Below are 22,481 nucleotides of genomic sequence, written 5' to 3' on the forward strand. Positions count from 1 at the left end.
TTGCATGAAGGGCCCCAGCGGCACCCGGCTCCCCCTGGCAGTCGTCGGCATATGGCTTGTGACCAGGACGCTGCTGCTGCTCTGCGTCTTCAAGGTGTTCGTCCTGCCCGGGCCCGACGTCACGAGTGACGTCTCGGTGATCTACCAGGGCTGGTACGACGTGCTGCGCACCGGCACCTACCCACTGGACGACGTCACCTGGCAGTACCCGCCGGCCGCCGCGCTCGCCATCCTCTCCCCCGGCCTGCTGCCCGGCCTGGAGTACGCCTCCGCCTTCTTCCTCCTGGTTCTCGCCTGCGACGCGCTGGTCTTCGGCCTGCTGCTGTACGCGGGGCGGCGTCCCGGGAAGTGCCTGTCGGGCGCCTGGGTGTGGGTCGCGGGCGTGCCGCTGCTCGGCCCGACCGCGTACGCGCGCTACGACCTGATGGTCACCGCCGTCGCGGTCGCCGCGCTGCTCGCCGGGGTGCGGCACCCGCGCGTGCTGGGCGCGCTGGCGGGCTTCGGCGCGCTGCTGAAGGTCTGGCCGGTGCTGCTGCTCGCGGGCACCCGGCGCGGCCGTGTCACCCGCCGCTCCTGGACGGCCGCCGTGGTCACGGGGGCGGCGGTGCTGCTGGCCTGCACGGCGGCGATGCCGGGGGCGCTGGCGTTCCTCACCTTCCAGCGCGACCGGGGCACCGAGGTGGAGTCGCTGGGCTCGCTGGTCTTCCACGTGGCGCGGAACTTCGGCTGGGAGGGCCAGGTGCTGCTGAACTACGGCTCCGTCGAGTTCCTCGGCCCGTACGTGCCGGTGGTCTCCAGCGCCGCGCTCGCGCTGACGGTGGCGGCGTTCGGCTGGCTGCTGGTGTGGCGGCTGCGGGCCCGCGCGTTCGGCTCGACGACGCTTCCCGACGCGGCGTTCGCGGCCGTGCTGCTGTTCACCACCACGAGCCGGGTGATCAGCCCCCAGTACCTGATCTGGCTGGTCGGGCTGGCGGCGGTGTGCCTGGTCTTCCGGGCCAGCCGGATGACCCGGGCGGCGAAGATGGTGCTGGTGGCGACGGGCGTGACGATGCTGGAGTTCCCGATCTGGTTCACGCACGTCGTGCACAGCGACCTGTGGGGCATCGTGCTGCTGACGGTACGCAACGGGCTCCTCGTCGCCGCCACGCTCACCGCGTGCCGGGAGCTGTGGCGCCAGACGGTCACCGAGCCGCGCCTGCGCCAGGAGCATGCGACGGTGCCGGCACAGACCGCCGAGCCGCGCCGGCAGGACGTCACCCCAGCCGCTCCCGCAGGTGACCCCGCCACTGTGCGGTGAACGCCTCCGGGGTCGTCGCCAGCACCTCGCCCAGGGCGCGCTCCGCTCCGCGCGCCCCTGCCGCCCGGTAGAGGGCCCGCAGCTTCGCCTCGCCCCACCGGTCGGCGATCAGCTCGCAGGCGAGCCAGCCGCCCTCGTAGGCGCGGGCCAGGGCCTCCGCGTCGGCCGCGAAGGAGAAGTCGCCGTCCGCCGGCAGGGCGACCGGGGTGCGGCCCGCGCGGACGGCGTCCCGCAGCTCGGGCGCCGCCTGGGCGGGTGCGCGGGACGTGCCGCGGTAGGCGACCCAGTCGGCGAAGCCCTCGGAGAGCCACAGCGGCGTGTCGGCGGAGGTGTGCGCCCGGGTGGCCACGTGGGTCGTCTCGTGGGCGAGCACGAAGCGCTGCCCGAACTCGCCGAGCACCGCGTACGCCTCGGGGTTGACGATCACCCGGTCCGCCGGGCCGTCCGGCCCGCCGCCCACCCGGCCCGTCGTGACCGCCGCGATCCCCCGGTACCCCGCCGCCGGCTCCCCCAGCAGCGCGCCCATCTCCTTCAGCGAGGCCGGCACGAACACCACCACGCGCCGCGACCACAGCCCCTCGGGCCAGGCGGCCGACACCGCGGGCACCGCCCGGTCCGCGGCCGCCGCGACGGAGCGCAGCCGCGCCGCGTCCTGCCCGACGCCCAGGACCAGGCTCTTCTTCCCCCGTACGACGTCGACGTCGCCCTGCTCCCAGAGCTGCTGGGCGGCGCCCCGCGCGGGCCGGTCGGACGTCACGGTCCAGCGCCCGTCCCGGCGCGCGAGCTTCAGCGCCCGTTCGCCGGTGACGACGCCGCTGTCGTACCCGGCGAGGCGGTAGCGCAGTTCGGCCCGCGCGGTGGCCCGGTCGTCGCCGTCCCGCCGGACGTCCGTCACCCGGTACGACCAGGATCCGAGCGGCACATCGGCCAGGTCGCCGGCCCGTACCGCCGCTGCCCGCCGGTCGGCCGCCGCCTGGAAAGCGGCCGTGTCGGGCGCGGGCGACGGCGCGGGAGCCGCACACCCGCCGATGAGCAGGAGCAGGCCGAGCACCGCCCCTGCCGCACGCCTCCGGACCCGCATCCTCCCGATCCTAGGGCCGCTGCCGCCGTCAGACCCGCGTGACCGCCGAGACGGGCATCATGCCCACCGGGTCGTAGCGCACGGGCGCGCCGGGGTAGGGGGCGTGCACCACCTGGCCGTTGCCCATGTACATCCCGACATGGCTGGCGTCGTCCCGGTACGTCACCAGGTCTCCGGGGCGCGCCTCGGACAGCGGGACGTGCCGTCCGGCGTTGCGCTGGGCCTGCGAGGTGCGCGGGAGGCCGACGCCCGCCTGTGCGTACGACCACTGCATCAGACCCGAGCAGTCGAATCCGGAGGGGCCGTTGGCGCCCCACACGTACGGCTTGCCGACGGCGGAGCGGGCGGCGGCCACCGCGGCGGCCGCCCGGCCCGACACGGCCTCGCCACCGAGCGGGGGCAGTTCGTCGCGGCCGGAGCGGGAGGCCCGGTCGAAGTCGTCGCGCTCGCCGGACGGGAGGGAGTTGAGCAGTGCCCGCGCCTCGGCGAGCTTGCGCTCGACCGTGCGCTTGTGGAGGGCCACGGCGGCCCGGCTGCGCTCCAGTTCGGCGAGCATCCGGCCGGCTTCGGCGCGCTGCTGCGCCAGATCGCGCTGGGCGCGCCGGAGTTCGGTCAGGGCGCTCGCCTGCCGCTCGCTGATCCGGTCGAGGGCCGCGGCCTTGTCGAGGTAGCTGTCGGGGTCCTCGGAGAGCAGCAGCGCGAGTGCCGGGTCCATGCCGCCCGAGCGGTACTGGGCGCCCGCCACGACGCCCAGCGCGCCGCGCATCCGGTTGATCCGCTCCTGGCCGCGCGCCACGCTCTCCTGCACCTGGGACACCTGCTCGCGGAGCGCGTCGGCGCGCTCGTCCGCCTTGTTGAAGCCCTCGGTGGCCTTCTCCGCCTCCTCGTAGAGCCGGTCGACCTTGGCGCGCGTGGTCTCCGCCGGGGTGCCGGGGTCGGCGCTCGCCGGGGCGGTGCCGAACGCGGCGGCGGTGGCCGCCGCGGCGGAGAGGACAGTGACCTTCGCGCTCCGGGAGAACCCCGAGGACGACGAGGACGAGGATCGGCGATGGGACGCCACGTACCGCGCTCCCTTCCGCTGACGTACGGCTGTGCGGTCTGTTGCAGGCTGTTGCGCGCCAGACAGTAGCCGGGCGACTACCCGGCGGCCAGCGACCGTACGGGCGTCGAACAACGGCGCCCCGCCCGAGACCACAAGGTCACCGGCGGGGCGGGGCGTCAGCTTGGAGGGCGGTAAACCACCCGATCGGGGGCGCGGTTCGGGCGCGTCAGACGCGCACGCGCGACACAGACGGGTACGCGCGAAGGTTGCGTACGCGCAACGTCAGATGCGTACGCCGAACTGGAAGTCGCCGAGCCATTCCATCGACTCGTAGCGGACGAAGGTGCCGGGCTTCGGGGCGTGCAGCACCTGGCCGTTGCCCGCGTACAGGCCCACGTGCGCGAGGTTGTTGAAGAAGACCAGGTCGCCGGGCTTGAGCTGGCTGCGGCCGATCTTCACACCGTCGTTGTGCTGGGTGAAGGTGGTGCGGGTGATGCTCACGCCGGCCTGGCGGTACGCCCACTGGGTCAGGCCCGAGCAGTCGTAGGCGTTGGGGCCCTCCGCGCCGGAGATGTACGGCTTGCCGACCTGGGTGTCGGCGGCGGCGAGGGCGGCGGCGCCGCGCTGGGAGGCGGGGACCTCGTTGCCGAGTTCGACGCGCTCGCCGGCCTCGCGGCTGGCGCGCTGCTCCTCCTCCTGCATCTTCGCCCGCTCTTCGGCGGTCAGGGTGTTGAGCAGCTTCTGTGCCTCGGCGAGTTTGCCCTGGTACGACTTCTTCTTCTCGGCGAGCGTCTTGCGTACGTCCTCGAGGCCGGCGAGCTTCGTGGTGGCCTCGGCGCGCTGCTGCGCCAGGGTGCGCTGCTTGGCCTGGATGGTCTCCAGGGCCTCGGCCTGCTTGGCGCTGATGGCGTCGACGGCGGACGCCTTGTCGAGGTAGCTGTCCGGGTCGGAGGAGAGCAGGAGCTGGAGGGAGGGGTCCATGCCGCCGGAGCGGTACTGGGCGGTGGCCACCGAACCGAGGCTGTTGCGCAGCTCGTTGAGCTCCTGCTGGCCGCGCGCGACCTTGTCCTGGAGGGCGTCGACCTCCTTCTGGAGCTTGCCGCGCTGCTCGTCGGCGAGGTTGTACTGCTCGGTGGCGGCCTCGGCCTCGTGGTGGAGCTTGTCGACCTTGGCCTTGACCTCGCTCTTGCTCGGCTTGGGATCTGCCTGAGCAGCCTGGGAGGACAGGGCGACGGCAGCGGCGGCGGTCGCAGTGAGCACGGTCACACGGGCGCGGCTGGGCTGCTTGGGACGACGGTGGGACGCCACGGAGGCGAGCTCCTTCTTCCTCATGCTGCCGCCTGCCGGGCTCAGGGGTCGGGGCCCCGGCTCCGCGCGTCATGTCCGGCTCCCCCGCGAAACAGGCCGAACTGCACGGAATTAGGCGGTTCCTCCGCTGTCACTCCCGATGAGTGATCACCTGCGCGGAGGTTCGTGGCCAGACCCTAGTGACCATCTTGTGATCAGTTCAAATCCTCATGCGAAAAATCTCGCTCAGGAGCCACATTCTTTACACGCAGCCCACGGTGAGTCATGGGCACTTGACGGTACGTTTCCCGAAATCGGGCATTGGGCCCACGGGTTACGAGACGCGCGAAAGCCGCTTCAGCAACAAGGCGGACGCGACGGGCCGCGCGCCGGACTTCGCGACGCCGTCGGCGACTTCCCGGTCGGTGGAGACCACGACGACGGGTCGGCCCGGCGGCTCCGCCCGTACCAGCTGGCGGATCAGCTCGTCCGCCGTCACGCCCGGCTTGGAGAACAGCACCCGCACCCCGCGCGGCGGGGCGAGCAGCACCGGGGCGGCCAGTTCCGCGCCGTCGAAGACACAGGTGACCTCGGCTCCCGTGCGGGCGGCGAGCGCCGACAGGCCACCGAGCAGCCGCAGCCGCTGCTTCTCCAGCGGCATGGTCGGATAGCCGGTCTTGGTGACGTTGTAGCCGTCCACGACCAAATGCGCCTGAGGCAGCGCCAGCAGCTGGTCCAGCAACGCCGGGTCCGTCTCGGACAGGGCACGGGCCGCGATGTCCTTGGGCGACATCCGGCCCGGCTCCACCGCGTCCACGGTGTCGGCGGGGTGCACGGAGACGGGCGGCAGGGCAAGCTCGCGGCGCAGCCCCTGGGCGGACTCCAGGACGGTGTCCAGCAGCAGCCGCAGCCGCATGTCCTCCACGGAGCGGCCCTCGCGGGCTGCCCGGCGGCTCGCCTCCAGCGCGGCCTCCGCCTCACTCAGGCGGGCCTTGAGGCGGCGCGTCTCGCTCTCCGCGGCGGAGACCTGGGCGGCCGCCTCGGCGCGGACGGTGTCGATGTCGGCCTGGCTGCGGCGAAGGGCGGCCTCGCCGCGCTTCACGTCGCTCTGGGCGCTGCGCAGCTTGCGCTGAAGCGATTCCGCTTCCTTGCGCGCCACGTCCAGTTCCGTGCGCAGCCGCTCGGTCTCGGCCTTCGTGTGCGCGCGGGCCTCGGCCAGCTCGGCACGCAACCGCTCCAGCTCCCGCCGGCCGGCCTCGTCGGCGCGTTCGGCGTCGGCCCGCTGGGCCTCCTCGCCGGCGGCGGCGACCAGCTTGACCCAGCCGGCCGGGCGCAGCACATAGGCCGCCGCGGCGACGTCCACGGGGTCGGCGGCGGCCGGGGGCGAGCCGGACTCGACCGCGCGGGCCAGCTCGGGCTGGCCGTCCTTGAGGCGCTCGCCGATCCGCTGCCGGAACAGCGGGTCGCCCTCCAGGGCGGCCGCCATCGCGTTGCCGGCGAACTTGGCCCGCCGGGACGGGGTGAACCTGGCGTACTGCCGCAGCTGAGCGGGCAGTTCCGCGACCGTCAGGCCGCCGAAGGCGTCCGAGACGAGCGCGACGACGCGGCGCCGCACCCCCTCCGGCAGCGGGCGGTCGAGCGCCTCCGCGGCGTCACCGGCCGCACCGGCCGGCTCAGCGCCGCTGTCGGGCTGCTCCACGATTCGTCACCCCACTACCCGTCCGTCCAGGCCCGCCGGGCCGCTCCCGGTCCCTCAGGAAGCGGAGCCCGGCCTGTCCACCAGCTCGATCTGGTCCACCGCGTTGCACCAGCGGCAGCGGACCGACTCGATGGTCTCACTGACCACCTCGCGCTCCTCCACCGTGGGCTCACCCGCGAGGTCCAGATGGACGTACTCCACGACCTTGGACGACCGTGTGACGTCGAAGCGCGTCAGATTGCCGCAGAGCGTGCAGCGCCAGCGGGTCGTCGCGGTCGGCAGGGGAACCGTCGTCATCGTTCCGTCCTCTTCCATGGTGCCGGGTGCGGGAGCCGCGGTGCGCCGTCGAACTGCGGGTGTACGTCCCGTAACCCTACGGCCTCGCGGGTACCCCTGTACGCGGCGAGGCACCCTGTCCCGCTCCCTCCGTTTACGTCATGATCTGTCCATGATCGCTTGGCGCGGACCGACCGTGACGTACGCCGTGATCGGCGCCTGTTTCCTGATCTTCCTGTTCAGTCCGGTGTCCGGTCTGAACCCGTCGTACGGCACGGGCGACGCGCTCCTCGCCGCCCAGAGCTCGTACTTCCGCCGCTGGGGCATCGTCCCCACCGAGCTGCTGAGCGGCTCCGCGCACGCGCTGCTCACGCCGATGACCGCCCTGTTCGTCAGCGGCAGTTGGCTGCACCTGCTCGGCAACATGCTCTTCCTCTACGTCTTCGGGGCGATGACGGAGGAGCGGATGGGGCACCTGGAGTACGCCCTGTTCTACGCCGGTTCCGGCTGCCTCGCCCTCCTCGGGTACGCGGCGGCCCACGCGGACTCGGACCAGACCCTGGTGGGGGCGTCGGGGGCGATCTCGGGGGTGCTGGGCGCCTTCCTCCACCTCTTCCCGCGGGCGCGGGTCACCAGCCTCTTCCCGTTCCTCTTCTTCCTGCCGCTGCGGTTCCCCGCCTGGATCGTGCTGATCTTCTGGTTCGTCCTGCAGTGGCTGGCCGCCCGCGGCGCGGACAGCGGCCCGGGCGTGGCCTACCTGGCGCACGTGGTGGGCTTCTGCCTGGGCTTCCTCTACGCGTGGGTGCGGTTCGGCCGGGGGGCTAGAGTGAAGGCCCACCCAGCGGCCACCGAGGGAGAAGGACAGCCGTGATCACCGCGATCGTGCTCATCAAGACCAGCGTGGACCGCATCCCCGAGATCGCCGAGTCGATCGCCGCGCTGGACAGCGTCAGCGAGGTCTTCTCCGTCACGGGTACGTACGACCTCATCGCGATGGTCCGCGTGGCCAAGCACGACGACCTGGCGGACGTCATCCCCGGCCGGATCAGCAAGATCCCGGGCGTCGAGGCGACGGACACGCACGTGGCGTTCCGTACGTACTCCCAGCACGACCTCGAGGCGGCGTTCGCGATCGGCCTCGACGCGTAACACCTCCCGGTGGGCCGCGTTCCGCGGCGGGCCACGCCCGGTCGCCCGCACCCGGCCGGGCATCACCCGGACGAATGACGTCTGGTACGGAGGCGCACGGGGCGCCGGGGCACCGGGGCGTCGACGGTGCCGTCGGGGCCGCGTGAGGGAACCCGTGCCGTTTATGAAGGAGCCTTCATCCGGCGCTCATTCAGGCGTGGCCGGCCCGCGCCCAGGATGGGGGCATGGCCTTCACCCATCGCATGGTGACGCTCGCCGCGGTCGTCGCCATCCCGCTCGGCATCGCCGCGACCAGCTACACGCTGACCGATACGTCCGAGGCGCCCAAGGTGCCGCCCGAGGTGGAGCTGGGCACGACCACCCCCCGCCCGGCCGGGAGCACGGGGCCGAGCAGGACACCGGGGCCGAGCAGGACACCGGAGGCCGTGACGACGCCGGCACCCACCGGGTCGCCCACGGCCGTGCCCGTACCCAGTGCGACGACGCGCAGCGGCACGCCGGGCGGCACTCCCCCGGCGCGGACCACGCCCACCGACAGCGTCGTGCCGGGGCCGCCGGCCACCGCGGGGGACGACGACGATGACGACCTCGGTCACGACCTCGGTGACGACTTCGGTGACGACAGCTGACCGCCGCGTCTCCGCCCGCGTACGGATCCTGCTCTGGCTGTTGCTGGTGATGGCCGTGGCACTGGTCGCGGTCGCGATGACGACCCGGTCCATCCTGCTGCGCGACGTCGACCACCGGATCAGCCAGCTGCTCACGCAGGAGACCCGCGAGTTCGCCAACTTCGTCGACCAGGGCGTGGACCCCGAAACCGGCGCCGCGTTCACCGAGCCGCGCCGGCTGCTGGAGGTGTTCCTCCAGCGCCAGTACTCCGACCCGGACGAGGAGCTCCTGGGCCTGACCCGAGGCGCCGGCGGTGTCCCGGCCGTGCTGCGGCAGCCCCGCGACACCACCGGCGCCGCCCTGCACCGCGACCGCGACGCGCTCGCCCGGATCTTCGCCTCCCCCGCCCGCTCCGGCACCCTGGACCGCCCGCAGGGCGAGGTGCGGTGGGCCAAGGTGCCCATCATCCCGGCGGGGAACGCCGCGCCGGGGGCGTTCGTCGTGGCGTTCCACGCCGACCACGAGCAGGCCATCGCCGCCGAGGCGTTCCGCACCCAGCTCGCCATCTCCGGGGTCGCCCTGCTGATGACGACCGGCATCGGCTGGGCCGTCGCGGGCCGCATCCTCGCCCCCGTACGCCTGGTCCGCCGGGCCGCCGCACAGCTCACCGAGCAGGACCTGACCCGGCGCATCCCGGTCCAGGGCCGCGACGACATCGCGTTGCTCGCCGAGACGTTCAACGCCATGCTGGACCGGCTGGAGCGGGCGTTCGCGGCGCAGCGCCAGTTCGTGGACGACGCCGGGCACGAACTGCGGACACCCATCACGATCGTCCGCGGCCACCTGGAGCTGATGGGCGACGACCCGGCCGAGCAGGCGGAGACGATCCGGCTGGTCACCGACGAGCTCGACCGGATGAGCCGGATCGTCGAGGACCTGCTCCTCCTCGCCAAGGCCGAGCGCCCCGACTTCGTCACGCCCGAGCCGGTCCAGCTGGGCGAGCTGACCGCCGACGTGTTCGTGAAGGCGCGGGCCCTGGGCGAGCGCGAGTGGGTCCTGGACGGGGTCGCCGACCGGGAGGCCGAGCTGGACCCGCAGCGCATCACCCAGGCGATGGTCCAGCTGGCGCAGAACGCCGTCCAGCACACCGTCCCCGGCCAGCGGATAGGGATCGGCTCGCGCGAGGTCGACGGCCGGATCGAGCTGTACGTCGCCGACACCGGGCCCGGGGTGCAGGCCGAGGACGCCGCCGTGATCTTCGAACGGTTCCGGCGCGGTACGGACCGCCGCGGCACCCGCGCGGGCGGCGGCGCCGGGCTCGGGCTGTCCATCGTGAAGGCCATCGCCGAGGGCCACCGCGGCCGTGTGGAGCTGCGCCGTACCGAGGGCGGCGGAGCCACCTTCGTACTCGTACTGGAGGAAGACGAGTGAACCGGATTCTGATCGCCGAGGACGAGGAGCGGATCGCCTCCTTCGTCGAGAAGGGCCTGCGCGCCAACGCCTTCACCACCACGGTGGCCGCCGACGGCGACACCGCCCTGCACTACGCGGTCACCGGCGGCTTCGATCTGATGGTGCTGGACATCGGCCTGCCGGGACGGGACGGCTTCACCGTGCTGCGTGAGCTGCGCGAGGCCCGGGTGACGCTTCCGGTGATCGTGCTGACCGCCCGTGACTCGGTGCGCGACACGGTGGCCGGCCTGGAGGGCGGCGCGGACGACTGGATGACCAAACCCTTCCGCTTCGAGGAACTGCTGGCCCGGGTACGCCTCCGGCTGCGCACCGCCGCCCGCGCGCCCGAGGTGACGGTGCTGCGCAGCGGCGACCTCAGCCTGGACCTCCGTACGCGCCGGGCCCGTGCCGAGGACCGGCTGGTCGACCTGACGGCCCGTGAGTTCGTGCTGCTGGAGCTGTTCCTCCGCCACCCCGGGCAGGTGCTGTCACGGGAGCAGATCCTGTCCCACGTATGGGGGTACGACTTCGATCCCGGCTCGAACATCGTGGACGTGTACGTGCGGGCGCTGCGGAAGAAGCTGGGCGCACGGCGGCTGGAGACGGTGCGCGGAATGGGCTACCGGATGCCGTAAAGCGCCCCGTTCCATGAAATTCCCTTAACAAAGCGCTCATTGAGGACTCACGGCGCGTACCGAGACTGATCACCGTGACCCTCTCCCCCAGCCGGTCGGCATGGTTCGGCGGCGCGCTCGGTCTGTGCGCGCTGCTGGCCATGCCGTCCCTGTTCCCCGGTCTCGGCGCCGACGGCCGCCTCACCCTGGCCGTCTTCGTGCTCGCCACCGTCGCCTGGATCGCGACCCCCGTGGACGACACCTACATCGCGCTGGGCGCCGGTCTGGCGCTCACGTCGACGGGTGTGATCAGCAGTCAGACCCTCTTCGCCACCCTCGGCGACGAGACGATCTGGCTGCTGATCTGCGCGTTCGTCCTGGCGGCCGCGGTCACCCGGACGGGGCTGGCGGGCCGGGCGGCGGCGTTCCTGGTCAGCGGCGCCCGTACGGTGCGCCAACTGGTCCACCTGACCACCGCCGCGCTCGTCGTCACCTCGTTCGCCGTCCCGGCCACCTCGGGCCGGGCCGCGCTCGCACTGCCCGTCTTCCTGGCGCTGGCCAAGGTCCTGGCGGGCCGTGAGCGGCTCGTGGTGATGCTGGCGCTGCTGTTCCCGACGGTGGTGCTGCTGTCCGCCGTCGCGACGCTGATCGGCGCCGGGGCGCATCTGATCACGGTCAATGTGCTGTGGGAGCAGACCGGCCAACGGCTCGGGTTCGTCCAGTGGCTGCTGCTGGGCCTGCCGCTCGCGATCGTGTCGTCCCATCTGGCCGCCGAAGCAGTCCTGTTCACCACCACCTCGCGGGCCGACCGGCGCGGCCCGGTGCACATCACCCCGGCCGACATCGAGGCGCACTCCGCCACCCCCGTCACGGGACCGCTGTCCACCGCCGAGTCGCGCTGCGCGCTGCTGATGGCCACGGTGGTGGTGCTGTGGTGCAGCGAGCCTCTGCACCGGGTGTCCCCGGCCGTGGTCGCGCTGATCGGCGCGGTGGTCGCTGCGTCACCGGCGCTGGGCACGGTACGGCTCAAGGACGGTTTGAAAACCGTGCCGTGGCCGCTGCTGCTGTTCATGGCGGCGACGATGGCGATGGGTGTGGCGCTCGCCGACTCGGGTGCGGCGAAGTGGCTGGTGGCGGGGTTGCCGGTGCACGCGCCGCCCTGGCTGTTCCTCACCGTCGTGGTGGCGGTCAGCACGGCGGCGCACCTGGTCCTCCAGTCCCGCTCGGCGCGCTCGTCGGTGCTCGTCCCGCTGGTGGTCGTGGCGGCGGCCGCGGCGGGGGTCAACCCGGTCGCCGCCGCCCTCGCCTCGACCGCGGCGGCGGGGTTCTGCCACACGCTGCCCGCGTCGGCGAAGCCGGTCGCCCTGTTCTCCGACGTCCCCGACGGCGTGCCCACCTACACCCCGCGTGACCTGCTGCGCCTGTCGGCGGTGCTCGCCCCGCTCACGGCGGGCCTGGTCCTGCTGTTCGCCCTGACCGTCTGGCCGCTGCTCGGCGTGCCCGTCCTCCTGGAGGCCCACCCATGAGTCACTCGTACCGCATCGCCGTCGCACCCAGCGGTTTCAAGGAGTCCCTGTCCGCGCGGCAGGCCGCCGAGGCCATCGCCGAAGGGGTGCTGCGGGTCCTTCCGGAAGCCGAGCTGGACCTGATTCCCCTGGTCGACGGGGGCGAGGGTACGGCGGAGGCACTGGCCGCGGCGACGGGCGGACGCCTTGTGCCGTGGACCGCGACCGGGCCGCTGGGCGAGCCGGTCGACAGTCACTTCGCGCTCCTCGGGGACGGGTCGGCGGTCGTGGAGATGGCCGCCGTCGCCGGGCTGGCCCTGGTGTCGCCGGCCCGCCGCGACCCGGGCGCCACGACGACGTACGGAGTCGGTGAGCTGATCCTCGCCGCCCTGGACGCGGGCGCCCGGCGCGTCCTGGTCGGCTGCGGCGACTCGGGTACGTCGGACGGCGGCGCGGGCGCGCTCCAGGCGCTGGGCGTCCGGCTGCTGGACGCGGACGGATGCGAACTACCGTACGGGGGCGCATCGTTGGCCCGGCTGACGTCCGTCGATACGAGCCGGATCGACCCGCGACTGACACAGGCCGAGCTGCTGGTGGCGTGCAACCCGTACAACGTGCTGTGCGGCGAGCGGGGCGTGGCCCGGGTCTTCGGCCCCCAGAAGGGCGCGACCCCGGCGCAGTGCGAGGAGTTGTCGGCGGCGCTGGAGCGCTGGGCGGCCGCGCTGACGACGGCGTTCGCCCCGGACCTGGACCTGCGGTGCGCGCCCGGCACCGGGGCGTCGGGCGGGCTGGGAGCGGGGCTCGCGGCGGTGGGCGCCCGGCTGCTCCCCCGCTTCGAGGTGCTCCTCGACGGGCTGGACCTCGGCACCCGGCTGGGCCACGCCGACCTGGTGATCACCGGCGAGGGCGCCCTGGACGCCCAGACCGTGCGGGGCAAGGTTCCCGGCGAGGTGGCCCGCCGGGCGCGGGAGGCGGGCGTCCCGCTGCTCGCGCTGGCGGGGACGCTCGGCGACGGGGCCCGGGAGGCGGGGCTCGACGCCTACGAGTCGATCGTGCCCGGACCCCTACCGCTGGCGGACGCCCTGGACCGTGCGGCCGAGCTGCTCGCGGACGCCGCCGAGCGGGCCCTGCGCACGGTCCTGGTGGGCACCCGGATGGTCAGCCGCGGTCGGGCACACAACGCCCGTCCTCCGTACGGTAGTTCCACCGCGCCCCGTCCCGTACGAGCTCCTTCACGGCCCGAACGAACCGGTCGACGTGCTCGTCCGGCGTCCCCGCCCCGAAGCTGACGCGGATGGCGTTGAGGGAGGTGGTCCCGCCGTCGGGGGCGCCGCACTCGCCGACGTCCTGGGGATCGCTGCCGAGCAGGGTGCGCACCAGCGGGTGGGCGCAGAACAGCCCGTCGCGGACGCCGATGCCGTACTCGGCCGACAGCGCCGCCGCGAAGTGCGAACTGTTCCACCCCTGGACCACGAACGAGATGACGCCGACGCGGGTGGGGGTCCCCCCAGCCGAAGGCGAGGGGGATTCGTCGCCGAACAGCGACAGCACCTTCACCTCGGGCACCTCGGCGAGCCCCTCGCGGACCTTGCCGATCAGGTACTGCTCGCGGGCGACCAGGGTGTCGAACCCGGCTTCGGTGAGCGCCTTGCAGGCGGAGGCGATGGCGTACACGCCGATGACGTTGGGCGAGCCGGCCTCGTGGCGGGCGGCGGTGGTGTGCCATTCGACGTCCACCCCGCCGTCGGCGCGCCGCGCGACCTTGCGGGAGGCGCCGCCGCCGGCCAGGTACGGTTCGGCGTCGCGCAGCCAGTCGGCGCGGCCGGCGAGGACGCCGGAGCCGAACGGGGCGTAGAGCTTGTGCCCGGAGAACGCCACCCAGTCGACGTCCAGTTCGCGCACCGAGACCGGGTGGTGGGGCGCCAGCTGGGCGGCGTCCAGGACGATGCGGGCGCCGTGGGCGTGGGCGGCGGCGGCCAGCTCGCGCACGGGCCACAGCTCGCCGGTGACGTTGGACGCGCCGGTCACGCAGACCAGGGCGGGGCCGTAGGGGTCACGGTCGGCGAGCGCCCGCTCCAGCGTCTGGACCGCCTGTGCCGGCGTACGGGGCGCGTTGAGGTACGTGACCTGCGCGTCCCTCCAGGGCAGCAGCGAGGCGTGGTGCTCGGTCTCGAAGACGAAGACCTGGCAGTCGGCGGGCAGGGCGGCGGCCAGCAGGTTCAGCGAGTCGGTGGTCGACCGGGTGAACACCACCTGGTCGCCCTCGCGGCAGTCCAGGAACTCCGCCACCGCGACCCGGCTGTTCTCGAACAGGTCGGTCGACAGTTGCGACAGGTACCCGGCCCCCCGGTGCACGCTGCCGTAGTACGGCGCGTAGGCGGCCACGTCGTCCCACACCCGCTGGAGGGCCGGCGCGCTGGCGGCGTAGTCGAGCGCGGCGTACGTGACCTCGCCCCCGGTGACGAGCGGCACGGTGACATCCCGTCCCAGAACGGGCAGCGGGGAACAAACGGACTGGTCGGCGGCAACGGTGGTGACAGACATGGCGAACTCCCGTACAGGGCAGGCGAATCCGTCGCTTCGACGCACACGGGTGCGGCGCGGCGGAGGGGAAAAGGGGTACCGAAGAAGGGGCGATACGCCCTATCGCATTCGCTTGCTCACGAGACTGCTCCCTTGAGGACCAGGACCCCAGGGTGTGCAGGGGTCCGCGCTTGCCACAGGCTTCGCCGCCTGCGGCCTGGTCTTCACCCGGGGCACCCCGCCACGGACGGAGGGTTGCCGGACAGCGGGCCGGGGCCGTAGTCGCTGTCACTCATGACCTGCCGAGAAGTTAAGGCACGTGATCGCCCGAGCGCAACCCGTGTCCGGATCCCGGACGTCCCGACGGGTGGCCTGTCCGGCCGGTGTCCCCCGTGCCGAGGGCGCCGCGCGGTCCACACCGCGCGGGGACGCACGGCCGGTGCCGTACCGCCGCCGGCACCGGCCGGACGCCCCCGGAGCAGGCCCGCCACGTCACGGGCGCCGCCCTACGGGCGGTCACGCGCCGAAGGTGCGCTACGCGTTGCTCGCCGCCACCCAGCGGTCCAGCGCCGCGCGCGCCGCGCCCGAGTCGACCGCTTCGGCCGCCCGGGTGATGCCCGCCCGGATCCGCTCGGTCAGCGGCGCGTCCGACGGCTCCAGGGCCACGAGGGCCGCCGCCGCGTTGAGCAGCACCGCGTCCCGGACGGGGCCGGTCTCGCCGCCCAGCAGCCGGCGTGCCACGTCCGCGTTGTACGAGGCGTCCGCGCCGCGCAGCGCCTCGACGGGCACCAGGTCGATGCCCACGTCGCGCGGGTCGAAGGTCTCCTCGCGCACCGCGCCGTCACGGACGACCCACACCTTGGAGGTGGCCGTGGTCGTCAGCTCGTCCAGGCCGTCGTCGCCGCGGAACACCAGGGCGGATGAGCCGCGCTCGGCCAGCACCCCGGCCATGATCGGGGCCATCCGGGCGTCGGCGACGCCGGTCGCCTGGGCCTTCACGCGCGCCGGATTGGTGAGCGGGCCGAGGAAGTTGAACGTCGTCCGGATGCCCAGCTCCTTGCGGGCCGCCGCCACATGGCGCAGCGCCGGGTGGAACTTCACCGCGAAGCAGAAGGTGATGCCGGCCTCCTCCGCGACCTCCGCGACCCTCCGGGGCGTCAGGTCCAGGTTGACGCCGAGCTTCTCCAGCACGTCGGAGGAGCCGGAGGCGGAGGACGCGGCACGGTTGCCGTGCTTGACGACCTTGGCGCCGGTACCGGCGACGACGATCGCGGCCATGGTGGAGATGTTGACGGTCTTGGCGCCGTCGCCGCCGGTGCCGACGAGGTCGACGGACGGGCCGGGCACCTCGATGAGGTTGGCGTGCGCGTACATGGCGCGGACGAGGCCGGTGATCTCCTCGACCGTCTCCCCCTTGGCGCGCAGCGCGACCGCGAAACCGGCGATCTGGGCGTCGGTCGCCTCGCCCCGCATGATCCGGTCCATCGCCCACGCCGTGGCGTCGGCGCTCTGGTCGCGCCCCTCCAGCAGGGCGTTCAGGACGTCGGGCCACGAGCGGCCCGCCGCGGTGTCGCCTCCAGCGGGGTTCACAGCGCTCATGGTCGCTCCTGGTGTCGTACGTACGCGGAGTACGGGGCGTACAGGGATGACCACCACCCTATCCATCCCGGGGCACGGCAAAGAGCCCCGTCCAGCGAATGGACGGGGCTCCTGCCGTGGCGACCTTCTGGGGGTCCCCCGGGGGCGATGCCCCGGGGGGGAAGGTGATCAGTGGTGGCCGTGGCCGCTGCTGATCTCCTTGTACTCCTCGGGCGTGGCCTTGGGGATCTGGTTCCCCTCGCCGAAGTAGCCCTTGCTGAGCTTCGCGCGGAGCTTCTGCCCGAGCGACGGCTTGCGCTCGACGCCGTTCTCGTCGACCGTCGGGCCGATCTCGGCCGGCTCGTACTGCTCGTGCGCGGTGAGCGCGTGCATCTGGGCCTGGCTGAGGGGCTCGTGGATCTCGACGAACTCACCGTGCGGCAGGCGCTTGATGATGCCGGACTCACGTCCGTGCAGCACCTTGTCCTTGTCGCGCCGCTGGAGACCGAGGCAGATCCGCTTGGTGACGATGAACGCGATGACCGGGCCGACGAAGAAGAAGATCCGGACGAACCAGGTGATGGCGTTGATCGACAGGTGGAAGTGGGTGGCGAAGATGTCGTTGCCACCACCGATCAGCATGATCATGTACGCGGTGACCCAGGCGACACCCAGAGCGGTCCGGGTGGGCGCGTTGCGGGGCCGGTCGAGCAGGTGGTGCTCCCGCTTGTCCCCGGTGATCCACGACTCGATGAACGGGTAGACCGCGATCGCCACGAGCATCACGCCGAAGAGGACCAGCGGGATGAAGACGCCCAGGACCAGCGTGTGGCCCCACAGGTTGATCTCCCAGCCCGGCATGACGCGGACGAGGCCCTCGGCGAAGCCCATGTACCAGTCGGGCTGGGCGCCGGTGGACACCTGGTCCGGCCGGTACGGGCCCATGGTCCAGATCGGGTTGATCGTGAACAGGGCCGAGATCATCGCAATGACACCGAAGACCAGGAAGAAGAAGCCTCCGGCCTTGGCCATGTACACCGGCAGCAGCGGCATGCCGACGACGTTCTTGTTCGTCCGGCCGGGGCCGGGGAACTGCGTGTGCTTGTGGTAGAAGACCAGGATCAGGTGCGCCACCACGAGGCCGAGCATGATGCCCGGCAGCAGCAGGATGTGGATCGAGTAGAACCGGGACACCATGTCGTGGCCGGGGAACTCGCCGCCGAACAGGAACATCGAGATGTACGTGCCGACGATCGGCGTGGCGAGGATCGCGCCCTGCGTGAAGCGGACACCGGTGCCGGAGAGCAGGTCGTCCGGGAGCGAGTAACCGGTGAAGCCGGTGAACATGCCCAGGACGAACAGCAGGAAGCCGAACAGCCAGTTGATCTCACGCGGCTTGCGGAACGCGCCGGTGAAGAAGACGCGCATCATGTGCACGAACATGCCCGCGAGGAAGATCAGCGCGGCCCAGTGGTGGATCTGCCGGATGAGCAGACCACCGCGGACGTCGAAGCTGATGTCCAGCGTCGAGGCGTACGCCTCGGTCATGCGGATGCCCTGCATCGGCACGTACGAGCCGTGGTACTCGATCTCGTTCATGCTCGGGTGGAAGAACAGCGTCAGATACACACCCGTGAGGATGATGATCAGGAAGCTGTAGAGGCAGATCTCACCCAGCATGAAGGACCAGTGGTCCGGGAAGATCTTCCGCATGTTGGCCTTGGCCAACCCGTAGATCCCCAGCCGGCCGTCGGCCCAGTCGGCCACCCGCTCGCCGGCGGGTGCCTTCCGCTTGCTGTCTGTTGCGGTCGTGGTGCTCATCCGCGCTCCCAGAATGCAGGGCCGACGGGCTCGGGGAAGTCGCCGAGCGCCTCGAGGAAGCCCTCGTCGTTGACGCCGATCCGCAGCTGCGGAAGGGCGTGGCCGGCCGGGCCGAAGATGACGCGGGCGCCGTCGGAGAGGTCGAAGGTGGACTGGTGGCACGGGCAGAGGACGTGGTGGGTCTGCTGCTCGTACAGGGAGATCGGGCAGCCCACGTGGGTGCAGATCTTGGAGAAGGCCACGATGCCCTCGTGCGACCACTCCAGCTCGCGCTTGTCCTTGATGTCCTCCGGCTGGATCCGGACGATCATCAGGGCATCCTTGGCGATCTTGGTGTTGAACTCGTGGTCGCTCTCCTCCAGGCCCTCGGGCTTGGCGAAGGTCAGCGAGCCGACCGCGACGTCTTCGGGACGCAGCGGCTCATTGGTGTTCATGTTGATGAGCTGCTTGCCCTTGGACCACGAGGTGTGGAAGAGCTTCTTCTCGGGCAGCGGGCCCAGCTCGCGCAGCAGCACCACACCGGAGAGCGGCACCATGGCCAGCGCGCCGAACATGGTGTTGCGGATCAGCGGGCGGCGGCCGATCGCGGACTCCCGCGCACCGTCCGCGAAGTCCGCCATGACCTTGGCCTTGACCTCGGGCGTCGCCTCGATGGCGTGCCGGTCGTCGGCCATCTCCTCGTCGGACATCAGGGTGCGGGCCCAGTGGACCGCGCCCGCGCCGATGCAGAAGAGCGCGAGGCCCAGCGTCAGACCGAGCGACAGGTTGGTCGCGCTGACGTGTCCCAGCGGCCACACGTAGACGATCTTCTCCACGGGGAAGATCACGAACGAGGCGATGAAGCCGATCGTGGCCAGCATCGACAGCGTGAACAGCAGGGCGACCGTGCGCTCGGACCGCTTGGCGGCCCGCTCGTCGATGTCCTGGATGCGCGGCTTGTGGGGCGGGAGCCCCGGGTCGGCGAACGGGTTCTCGGCTACCGCCGTGCCGTGCGCGGTGTCCTGCTCGCTCGGCAGGCTCTCCTTGGAAATCTCTTGGCTACTCATGACTTCTTGGCCTTAGCGGTGTGGGCCGCGACCCAGACGGCGACGGCGATCAGCGAACCCAGACCGAAGATCCACCCGAACAGACCCTCGCTGACGGGGCCGACGCCGCCCAGCGCGAAGCCGCCGGGGGTCGCGGTCCGGTCGTCGTTCACGGTCCGGATGTACGCGATGATGTCCTTCTTTTCCTTCTCCGGCATGATCGTGTCGGGGAAGGACGGCATGTTCTGCGGGCCGGTCTGCATGGCCTCGTAGATGTGCTTCGGGCTCACGTCGTTCAGCGGCGGGGCGTACTTGCCGTGCGTCAGGGCACCGCCCGCGCCGGTGAAGTTGTGGCACTGGGCGCAGTTGGTGCGGAACAGGTCACCACCACGGGCGATGTCCGCGCCTTCCGGGCTGTACTGCTTCTCGGTCGGCGTGATCGGACCGGCGCCGAGGGACGCGACGTACGCCGCGAGCTGGTCGATCTCGGCCTGCGAGTAGATGACCTTCTTCTCCGGCACCTGGGCGCCGGGCTGCTGCGCCGGCATACGGCCGGTGCCGACCTGGAAGTCCACGGCTGCGGAGCCGACGCCGACGAGGCTCGGGCCGTCAGTGGTTCCCTGACCGCCGGTTCCGTGGCAGCTGGCGCAGCCGACGGTGTAGAGCTTCTTGCCCTCCTCGATGGCGAGGGACTGGGCGGTTTCGTCTGCCTGCGCCTTGCCCGCGGGCGCGAACGCGGCGTACAGCCCCCCAGTGGCCGCCAGCGCGAGGAGTAGGACGACGACCGCCGCCAGCGGATGGCGTCGTCGTGCGGAGAGCTTTTTCACGGATTACCCCGGTGTCAGGATCTTCTGCGTCGATGCTTGCTGGATGTCTCGGGCGTACCTCGGAGGTACGGGCCCGTTACTTGATCATGTAGATCGTGGCGAAGAGGCCGATCCAGACGACATCGACGAAGTGCCAGTAGTAGGACACGACGATGGCGGCGGTTGCCTGCTCGTGAGTGAATCTCTTGGCCGCGTAGGTACGGCCGAGGACCAGCAGGAAGGCGATGAGACCGCCCGTCACGTGCAGGCCGTGGAAGCCGGTCGTCAGGTAGAACACGGAGCCGTACGGGTCCGACGAGAGCGAGAGGCCCTCGTGCTTGACCAGCTCGGTGTACTCGAAGACCTGGCCTCCGATGAAGATCGCACCCATCACGAAGGTGATCACGAACCACGTACGGAGCTTCTTCACGTCGCCCCGCTCGGCGGCGAACACGCCGAGCTGGCAGGTGAGCGAGGAGAGCACCAGGATCGTGGTGTTGGTAGCCGAGAACGGGAAGTTCAGCGTGTCGGCTTTCTCTGCCCAGAACTCGGCACCCGTCACCGATCGCAGGGTGAAGTACATCGCGAAGAGGGCCGCGAAGAACATCAGCTCGGAACTCAACCAGATGATGGTTCCGACGCTGGTGAGGTTCGGCCGATTGACCGACGGGTGCGCGTGCCCGGTTTCTACTGTCGTTGCTGTCGCCACGACCGACATTATGTCGGTCGCTTATCCCGCCCTCACTCCGGGGGGTGCCGTTCGGTGTGTTGGTGCGCTCCGTCCAGCTCGAACGGCCCATCGCGGCGGCTGTCGAAGGGGTGTCCGAACCGGTGTTGAGGGGCGGTGGACAGGAGTAGCATCCGGCGCATCGGTACCTGCCTTCCTGCCCATGCCGCCGACGTACTCGGAGGAACAATGCAGTCGAGCGCCACCGTCCTGGTCTACAGCGACGACGCCAACACCCGCGCGCAGGTGCGGCTGGCGGCCGGGCGCAGGCCCGCGGCCGACGTTCCGCCGGTCGAATACATCGAGTGCGCGACGCTCCCGGCCGTGCTGGACCAGCTGGACCGGGGCGGCATCGACGTCTGCGTACTGGACGGCGAGGCGGTACCGGCGGGCGGCATGGGCGTGTGCCGCCAGATCAAGGACGAGATCTTCCACTGCCCGCCCGTGCTGCTGCTCATCGGCCGGCCCCAGGACGCCTGGCTGGCCACCTGGAGCCGCGCGGACGCCGCGGTGACCCTCCCGGTCGATCCGGTCGAGCTCGCGGACTCCCTGGCGGCCCTGCTGCGCAGCCGGCTGTCCGTGGAGGCGTGACGCCCGGGCCCTAGAGTCCCGGCCGGAGGCGGACCTGTTCGGTGCGGGGGGCGTCGGCGCGGGCGGCACTGCCCGCCTGCCACTTGTCCCAGGGCAGGTTCCAGTCGCCGAAGCCGTTGCCGAAGTGGTCCATCTCCTTGCCCGCGCTGTTGACGACGTGGACGAGGTCGCCGGGGCGGACGTTCTCGTAGAACCAGGCGGCGTTGCTGGTCGACATGCCGGTGCAGCCGTGGCTGACGTTGGCGTACCCCTGTGACCCGACGGACCAGGGGGCGGCGTGGACGTACTCGCCGCTCCATGTCACCCGGGTGGCGTAGTAGACCGGCAGGTCGTACGACTCGCTGCTGCCCGCCGCGATGCCGACGGTGGTGCTGCGCATCCGGACGAAGTACTCCTTGCCGAGCACCACTTTGATCCCGTTACGGGTGGAGAAGCCCGGTTTTCCGGTGGTCACCGGAATGGTGTTGATCACTTTTCCGTTGCGCTTGACCGTCATGTGGTGGCTGGCCGCGTCGGTGATGGCCTCGACGCGGTCGCCGATGCTCAGGTTCAGGGACTTGGCCGAGCCGCCGTAGAGGTCGCCCGTGACCTTCACGCCCGCGAGGTTGCCCGTGACGGTGACGGACGCGCCGACGGGCCAGTACTCCTTCGGGCGATAGTGCAGCTTCTTGTCGTCGACCCAGTACCAGGAGCCCGTGACCGCGGGCGTGGAACGCACCTTGAGGGAGCGCTCGACGGCGGCCCGGCCCTCCTTGGTGGTGACCGGGGCGCTGAGTTCCGCCGTGATGGGCTGCCCGACGCCGTACTTGCCCGCCTCCGGGCCGAATTCGACGTTGAGGACCTTCTTGGCCCGTGCGGTCTCGAAGGTCAGCGTACGGGCGCCGGGGGCGCCCTTGCGGTCCTCCGTGGCGACCCTGACGGTGTAGCGCGTGCCGGCCACCAGCGGGGCCGTGGAGCGCCAGCGGCTGCCGTCGGCGGAGAGCTCGCCCGCGAGGTAGTGGCCGGCCGTGTCGACGGCCGTGACGTCCGTGATGCGGCCGTCCTTGCCCTTGGCGGTGACTTCGAGGGGCTTGTCGAGGGCCGCCTTGGCGGCGCCGGACGGGGTGTTGAACGCCACCTGGCGGGCCGCGTCGTACGGCTTCGCGGAGAGGGGATGGCCGTCCGGGCCACCGCACGCGGTCGCGCTCGCGCCGGTGACGGCGACCAGCAGGGTGCAGCTTATGGCGGTGCGCATGCGGGGCGTGTTGCTCATAAACACACCGTAGGAAGGTGTGACCACGGCGGCACGCGGGATGACTCCAGGCCCGCGCCACCGTGCCGGGGCGCGAGCACCGTGTCGACCAGCCCGAAGAAGGCGTGGTTGATCTCCGGGACGAAGAGCAGCGCGAACACCGCGAGC

20 protein-coding genes, 1 pseudogene and 1 riboswitch are annotated in these 22,481 nt (G+C 71.8%); of the genes and pseudogenes, 9 read left to right on the top strand and 12 right to left on the bottom strand.

Annotated features, from left to right (window positions below; genetic code table 11):
• The first annotated feature begins 4 nt into the window (after positions 1-4).
• Positions 5-1,297, top strand: coding sequence for a glycosyltransferase family 87 protein (locus ABT360_RS18115; protein WP_351816837.1), 1,293 nt, complete (start codon positions 5-7; stop codon positions 1,295-1,297).
• On the opposite strand, the gene ABT360_RS18120 is transcribed toward ABT360_RS18115, so the two are convergent.
• From ABT360_RS18120 to ABT360_RS18140, 5 genes are all read right to left on the bottom strand, one after another.
• Complete coding sequence (locus ABT360_RS18120; RefSeq protein ID WP_351816839.1) at positions 1,254-2,378, bottom strand: hypothetical protein; 1,125 nt, start codon at positions 2,376-2,378, stop codon at positions 1,254-1,256. The genes ABT360_RS18115 and ABT360_RS18120 overlap by 44 nt on opposite strands.
• Before the next feature lie 28 nt (positions 2,379-2,406).
• The gene (locus tag ABT360_RS18125; protein WP_351816842.1) at positions 2,407-3,438 is read right to left on the bottom strand and encodes a C40 family peptidase; all 1,032 of its coding nucleotides are present in this window, start codon (positions 3,436-3,438) and stop codon (positions 2,407-2,409) included.
• Between the two features lie 264 nt (positions 3,439-3,702).
• Complete coding sequence (locus ABT360_RS18130; protein ID WP_351816897.1) at positions 3,703-4,728, bottom strand: C40 family peptidase; 1,026 nt, start codon at positions 4,726-4,728, stop codon at positions 3,703-3,705.
• A gap of 313 nt (positions 4,729-5,041) precedes the next feature.
• Entirely contained in the window at positions 5,042-6,406 is a 1,365-nt protein-coding gene (locus tag ABT360_RS18135; RefSeq protein ID WP_351816845.1) for an NYN domain-containing protein, read from the bottom strand.
• 54 nt (positions 6,407-6,460) lie between these two features.
• On the bottom strand, positions 6,461-6,703 hold the full coding sequence (locus tag ABT360_RS18140; RefSeq protein WP_351816848.1) for a hypothetical protein: 243 nt from the start codon (positions 6,701-6,703) through the stop codon (positions 6,461-6,463).
• A gap of 151 nt (positions 6,704-6,854) precedes the next feature.
• Here ABT360_RS18140 and ABT360_RS18145 point away from each other — a divergent pair, with 151 nt between their 5' ends.
• From ABT360_RS18145 to ABT360_RS18175, 7 genes and pseudogenes are all read left to right on the top strand, one after another.
• Positions 6,855-7,553: a rhomboid family intramembrane serine protease gene (locus tag ABT360_RS18145; protein WP_351816851.1), complete on the top strand. Its 699-nt coding sequence runs from the start codon at positions 6,855-6,857 to the stop codon at positions 7,551-7,553.
• Positions 7,550-7,831 carry an Lrp/AsnC family transcriptional regulator gene (locus ABT360_RS18150; RefSeq protein WP_031069742.1) on the top strand — a complete coding sequence of 94 codons (282 nt, stop codon included), beginning with the start codon at positions 7,550-7,552 and terminating at the stop codon, positions 7,829-7,831. The genes ABT360_RS18145 and ABT360_RS18150 overlap by 4 nt, the downstream gene beginning before the upstream one ends.
• Before the next feature lie 224 nt (positions 7,832-8,055).
• Positions 8,056-8,460 carry a small hydrophilic protein gene (locus ABT360_RS18155; RefSeq protein WP_351816855.1) on the top strand — a complete coding sequence of 135 codons (405 nt, stop codon included), beginning with the start codon at positions 8,056-8,058 and terminating at the stop codon, positions 8,458-8,460.
• Complete coding sequence (locus tag ABT360_RS18160) at positions 8,411-9,871, top strand: sensor histidine kinase (RefSeq protein ID WP_351816858.1); 1,461 nt, start codon at positions 8,411-8,413, stop codon at positions 9,869-9,871. The genes ABT360_RS18155 and ABT360_RS18160 overlap by 50 nt, the downstream gene beginning before the upstream one ends.
• Positions 9,868-10,527 carry a response regulator transcription factor gene (locus tag ABT360_RS18165; RefSeq protein ID WP_351816861.1) on the top strand — a complete coding sequence of 220 codons (660 nt, stop codon included), beginning with the start codon at positions 9,868-9,870 and terminating at the stop codon, positions 10,525-10,527. The genes ABT360_RS18160 and ABT360_RS18165 overlap by 4 nt, the downstream gene beginning before the upstream one ends.
• A gap of 140 nt (positions 10,528-10,667) precedes the next feature.
• Positions 10,668-12,032, top strand: a complete 1,365-nt coding sequence (locus ABT360_RS18170; RefSeq protein ID WP_444852266.1) for an SLC13 family permease — start codon at positions 10,668-10,670, stop codon at positions 12,030-12,032.
• Positions 12,029-13,168, top strand: a pseudogene (locus ABT360_RS18175) (glycerate kinase family protein); the annotation flags it as partial. The gene ABT360_RS18170 and the pseudogene ABT360_RS18175, both read left to right, overlap by 4 nt.
• Before the next feature lies 1 nt (position 13,169).
• Here ABT360_RS18175 and ABT360_RS18180 read toward each other — a convergent pair.
• From ABT360_RS18180 to ctaE, 6 genes are all read right to left on the bottom strand, one after another.
• Complete coding sequence (locus ABT360_RS18180) at positions 13,170-14,555, bottom strand: aminotransferase class V-fold PLP-dependent enzyme (protein ID WP_351816867.1); 1,386 nt, start codon at positions 14,553-14,555, stop codon at positions 13,170-13,172.
• 161 nt (positions 14,556-14,716) lie between these two features.
• Positions 14,717-14,834: riboswitch (SAM riboswitch) on the bottom strand.
• Positions 14,835-15,068: 234 nt separating this feature from the next.
• Positions 15,069-16,133 carry an anthranilate phosphoribosyltransferase gene (trpD, locus tag ABT360_RS18185; RefSeq protein ID WP_351816870.1) on the bottom strand — a complete coding sequence of 355 codons (1,065 nt, stop codon included), beginning with the start codon at positions 16,131-16,133 and terminating at the stop codon, positions 15,069-15,071.
• 168 nt (positions 16,134-16,301) lie between these two features.
• A complete protein-coding gene (qcrB, locus tag ABT360_RS18190; RefSeq protein WP_351816873.1) occupies positions 16,302-17,933 on the bottom strand; it encodes a cytochrome bc1 complex cytochrome b subunit in 1,632 nt (543 codons plus the stop codon).
• Entirely contained in the window at positions 17,930-18,979 is a 1,050-nt protein-coding gene (gene qcrA / locus ABT360_RS18195; RefSeq protein WP_351816876.1) for a cytochrome bc1 complex Rieske iron-sulfur subunit, read from the bottom strand. Before qcrA ends, qcrB begins: the two co-directional genes overlap by 4 nt.
• Complete coding sequence (gene qcrC / locus ABT360_RS18200) at positions 18,976-19,785, bottom strand: cytochrome bc1 complex diheme cytochrome c subunit (protein ID WP_351816879.1); 810 nt, start codon at positions 19,783-19,785, stop codon at positions 18,976-18,978. Before qcrC ends, qcrA begins: the two co-directional genes overlap by 4 nt.
• Before the next feature lie 76 nt (positions 19,786-19,861).
• Positions 19,862-20,482: an aa3-type cytochrome oxidase subunit III gene (gene ctaE / locus ABT360_RS18205; protein WP_064071066.1), complete on the bottom strand. Its 621-nt coding sequence runs from the start codon at positions 20,480-20,482 to the stop codon at positions 19,862-19,864.
• Positions 20,483-20,680: 198 nt separating this feature from the next.
• Between ctaE and ABT360_RS18210 the strand changes: the two genes are divergently transcribed.
• The gene (locus ABT360_RS18210; RefSeq protein WP_351816883.1) at positions 20,681-21,082 is read left to right on the top strand and encodes a hypothetical protein; all 402 of its coding nucleotides are present in this window, start codon (positions 20,681-20,683) and stop codon (positions 21,080-21,082) included.
• Positions 21,083-21,092: 10 nt separating this feature from the next.
• Here ABT360_RS18210 and ABT360_RS18215 read toward each other — a convergent pair whose 3' ends face one another.
• Positions 21,093-22,334 carry a L,D-transpeptidase gene (locus ABT360_RS18215; RefSeq protein WP_351816886.1) on the bottom strand — a complete coding sequence of 414 codons (1,242 nt, stop codon included), beginning with the start codon at positions 22,332-22,334 and terminating at the stop codon, positions 21,093-21,095.
• Positions 22,335-22,481 lie beyond the last annotated feature (147 nt).

Source organism: Streptomyces sp. NPDC000229 (assembly GCF_040300825.1).
Taxonomy (GTDB): Bacteria; Actinomycetota; Actinomycetes; order Streptomycetales; family Streptomycetaceae; genus Streptomyces.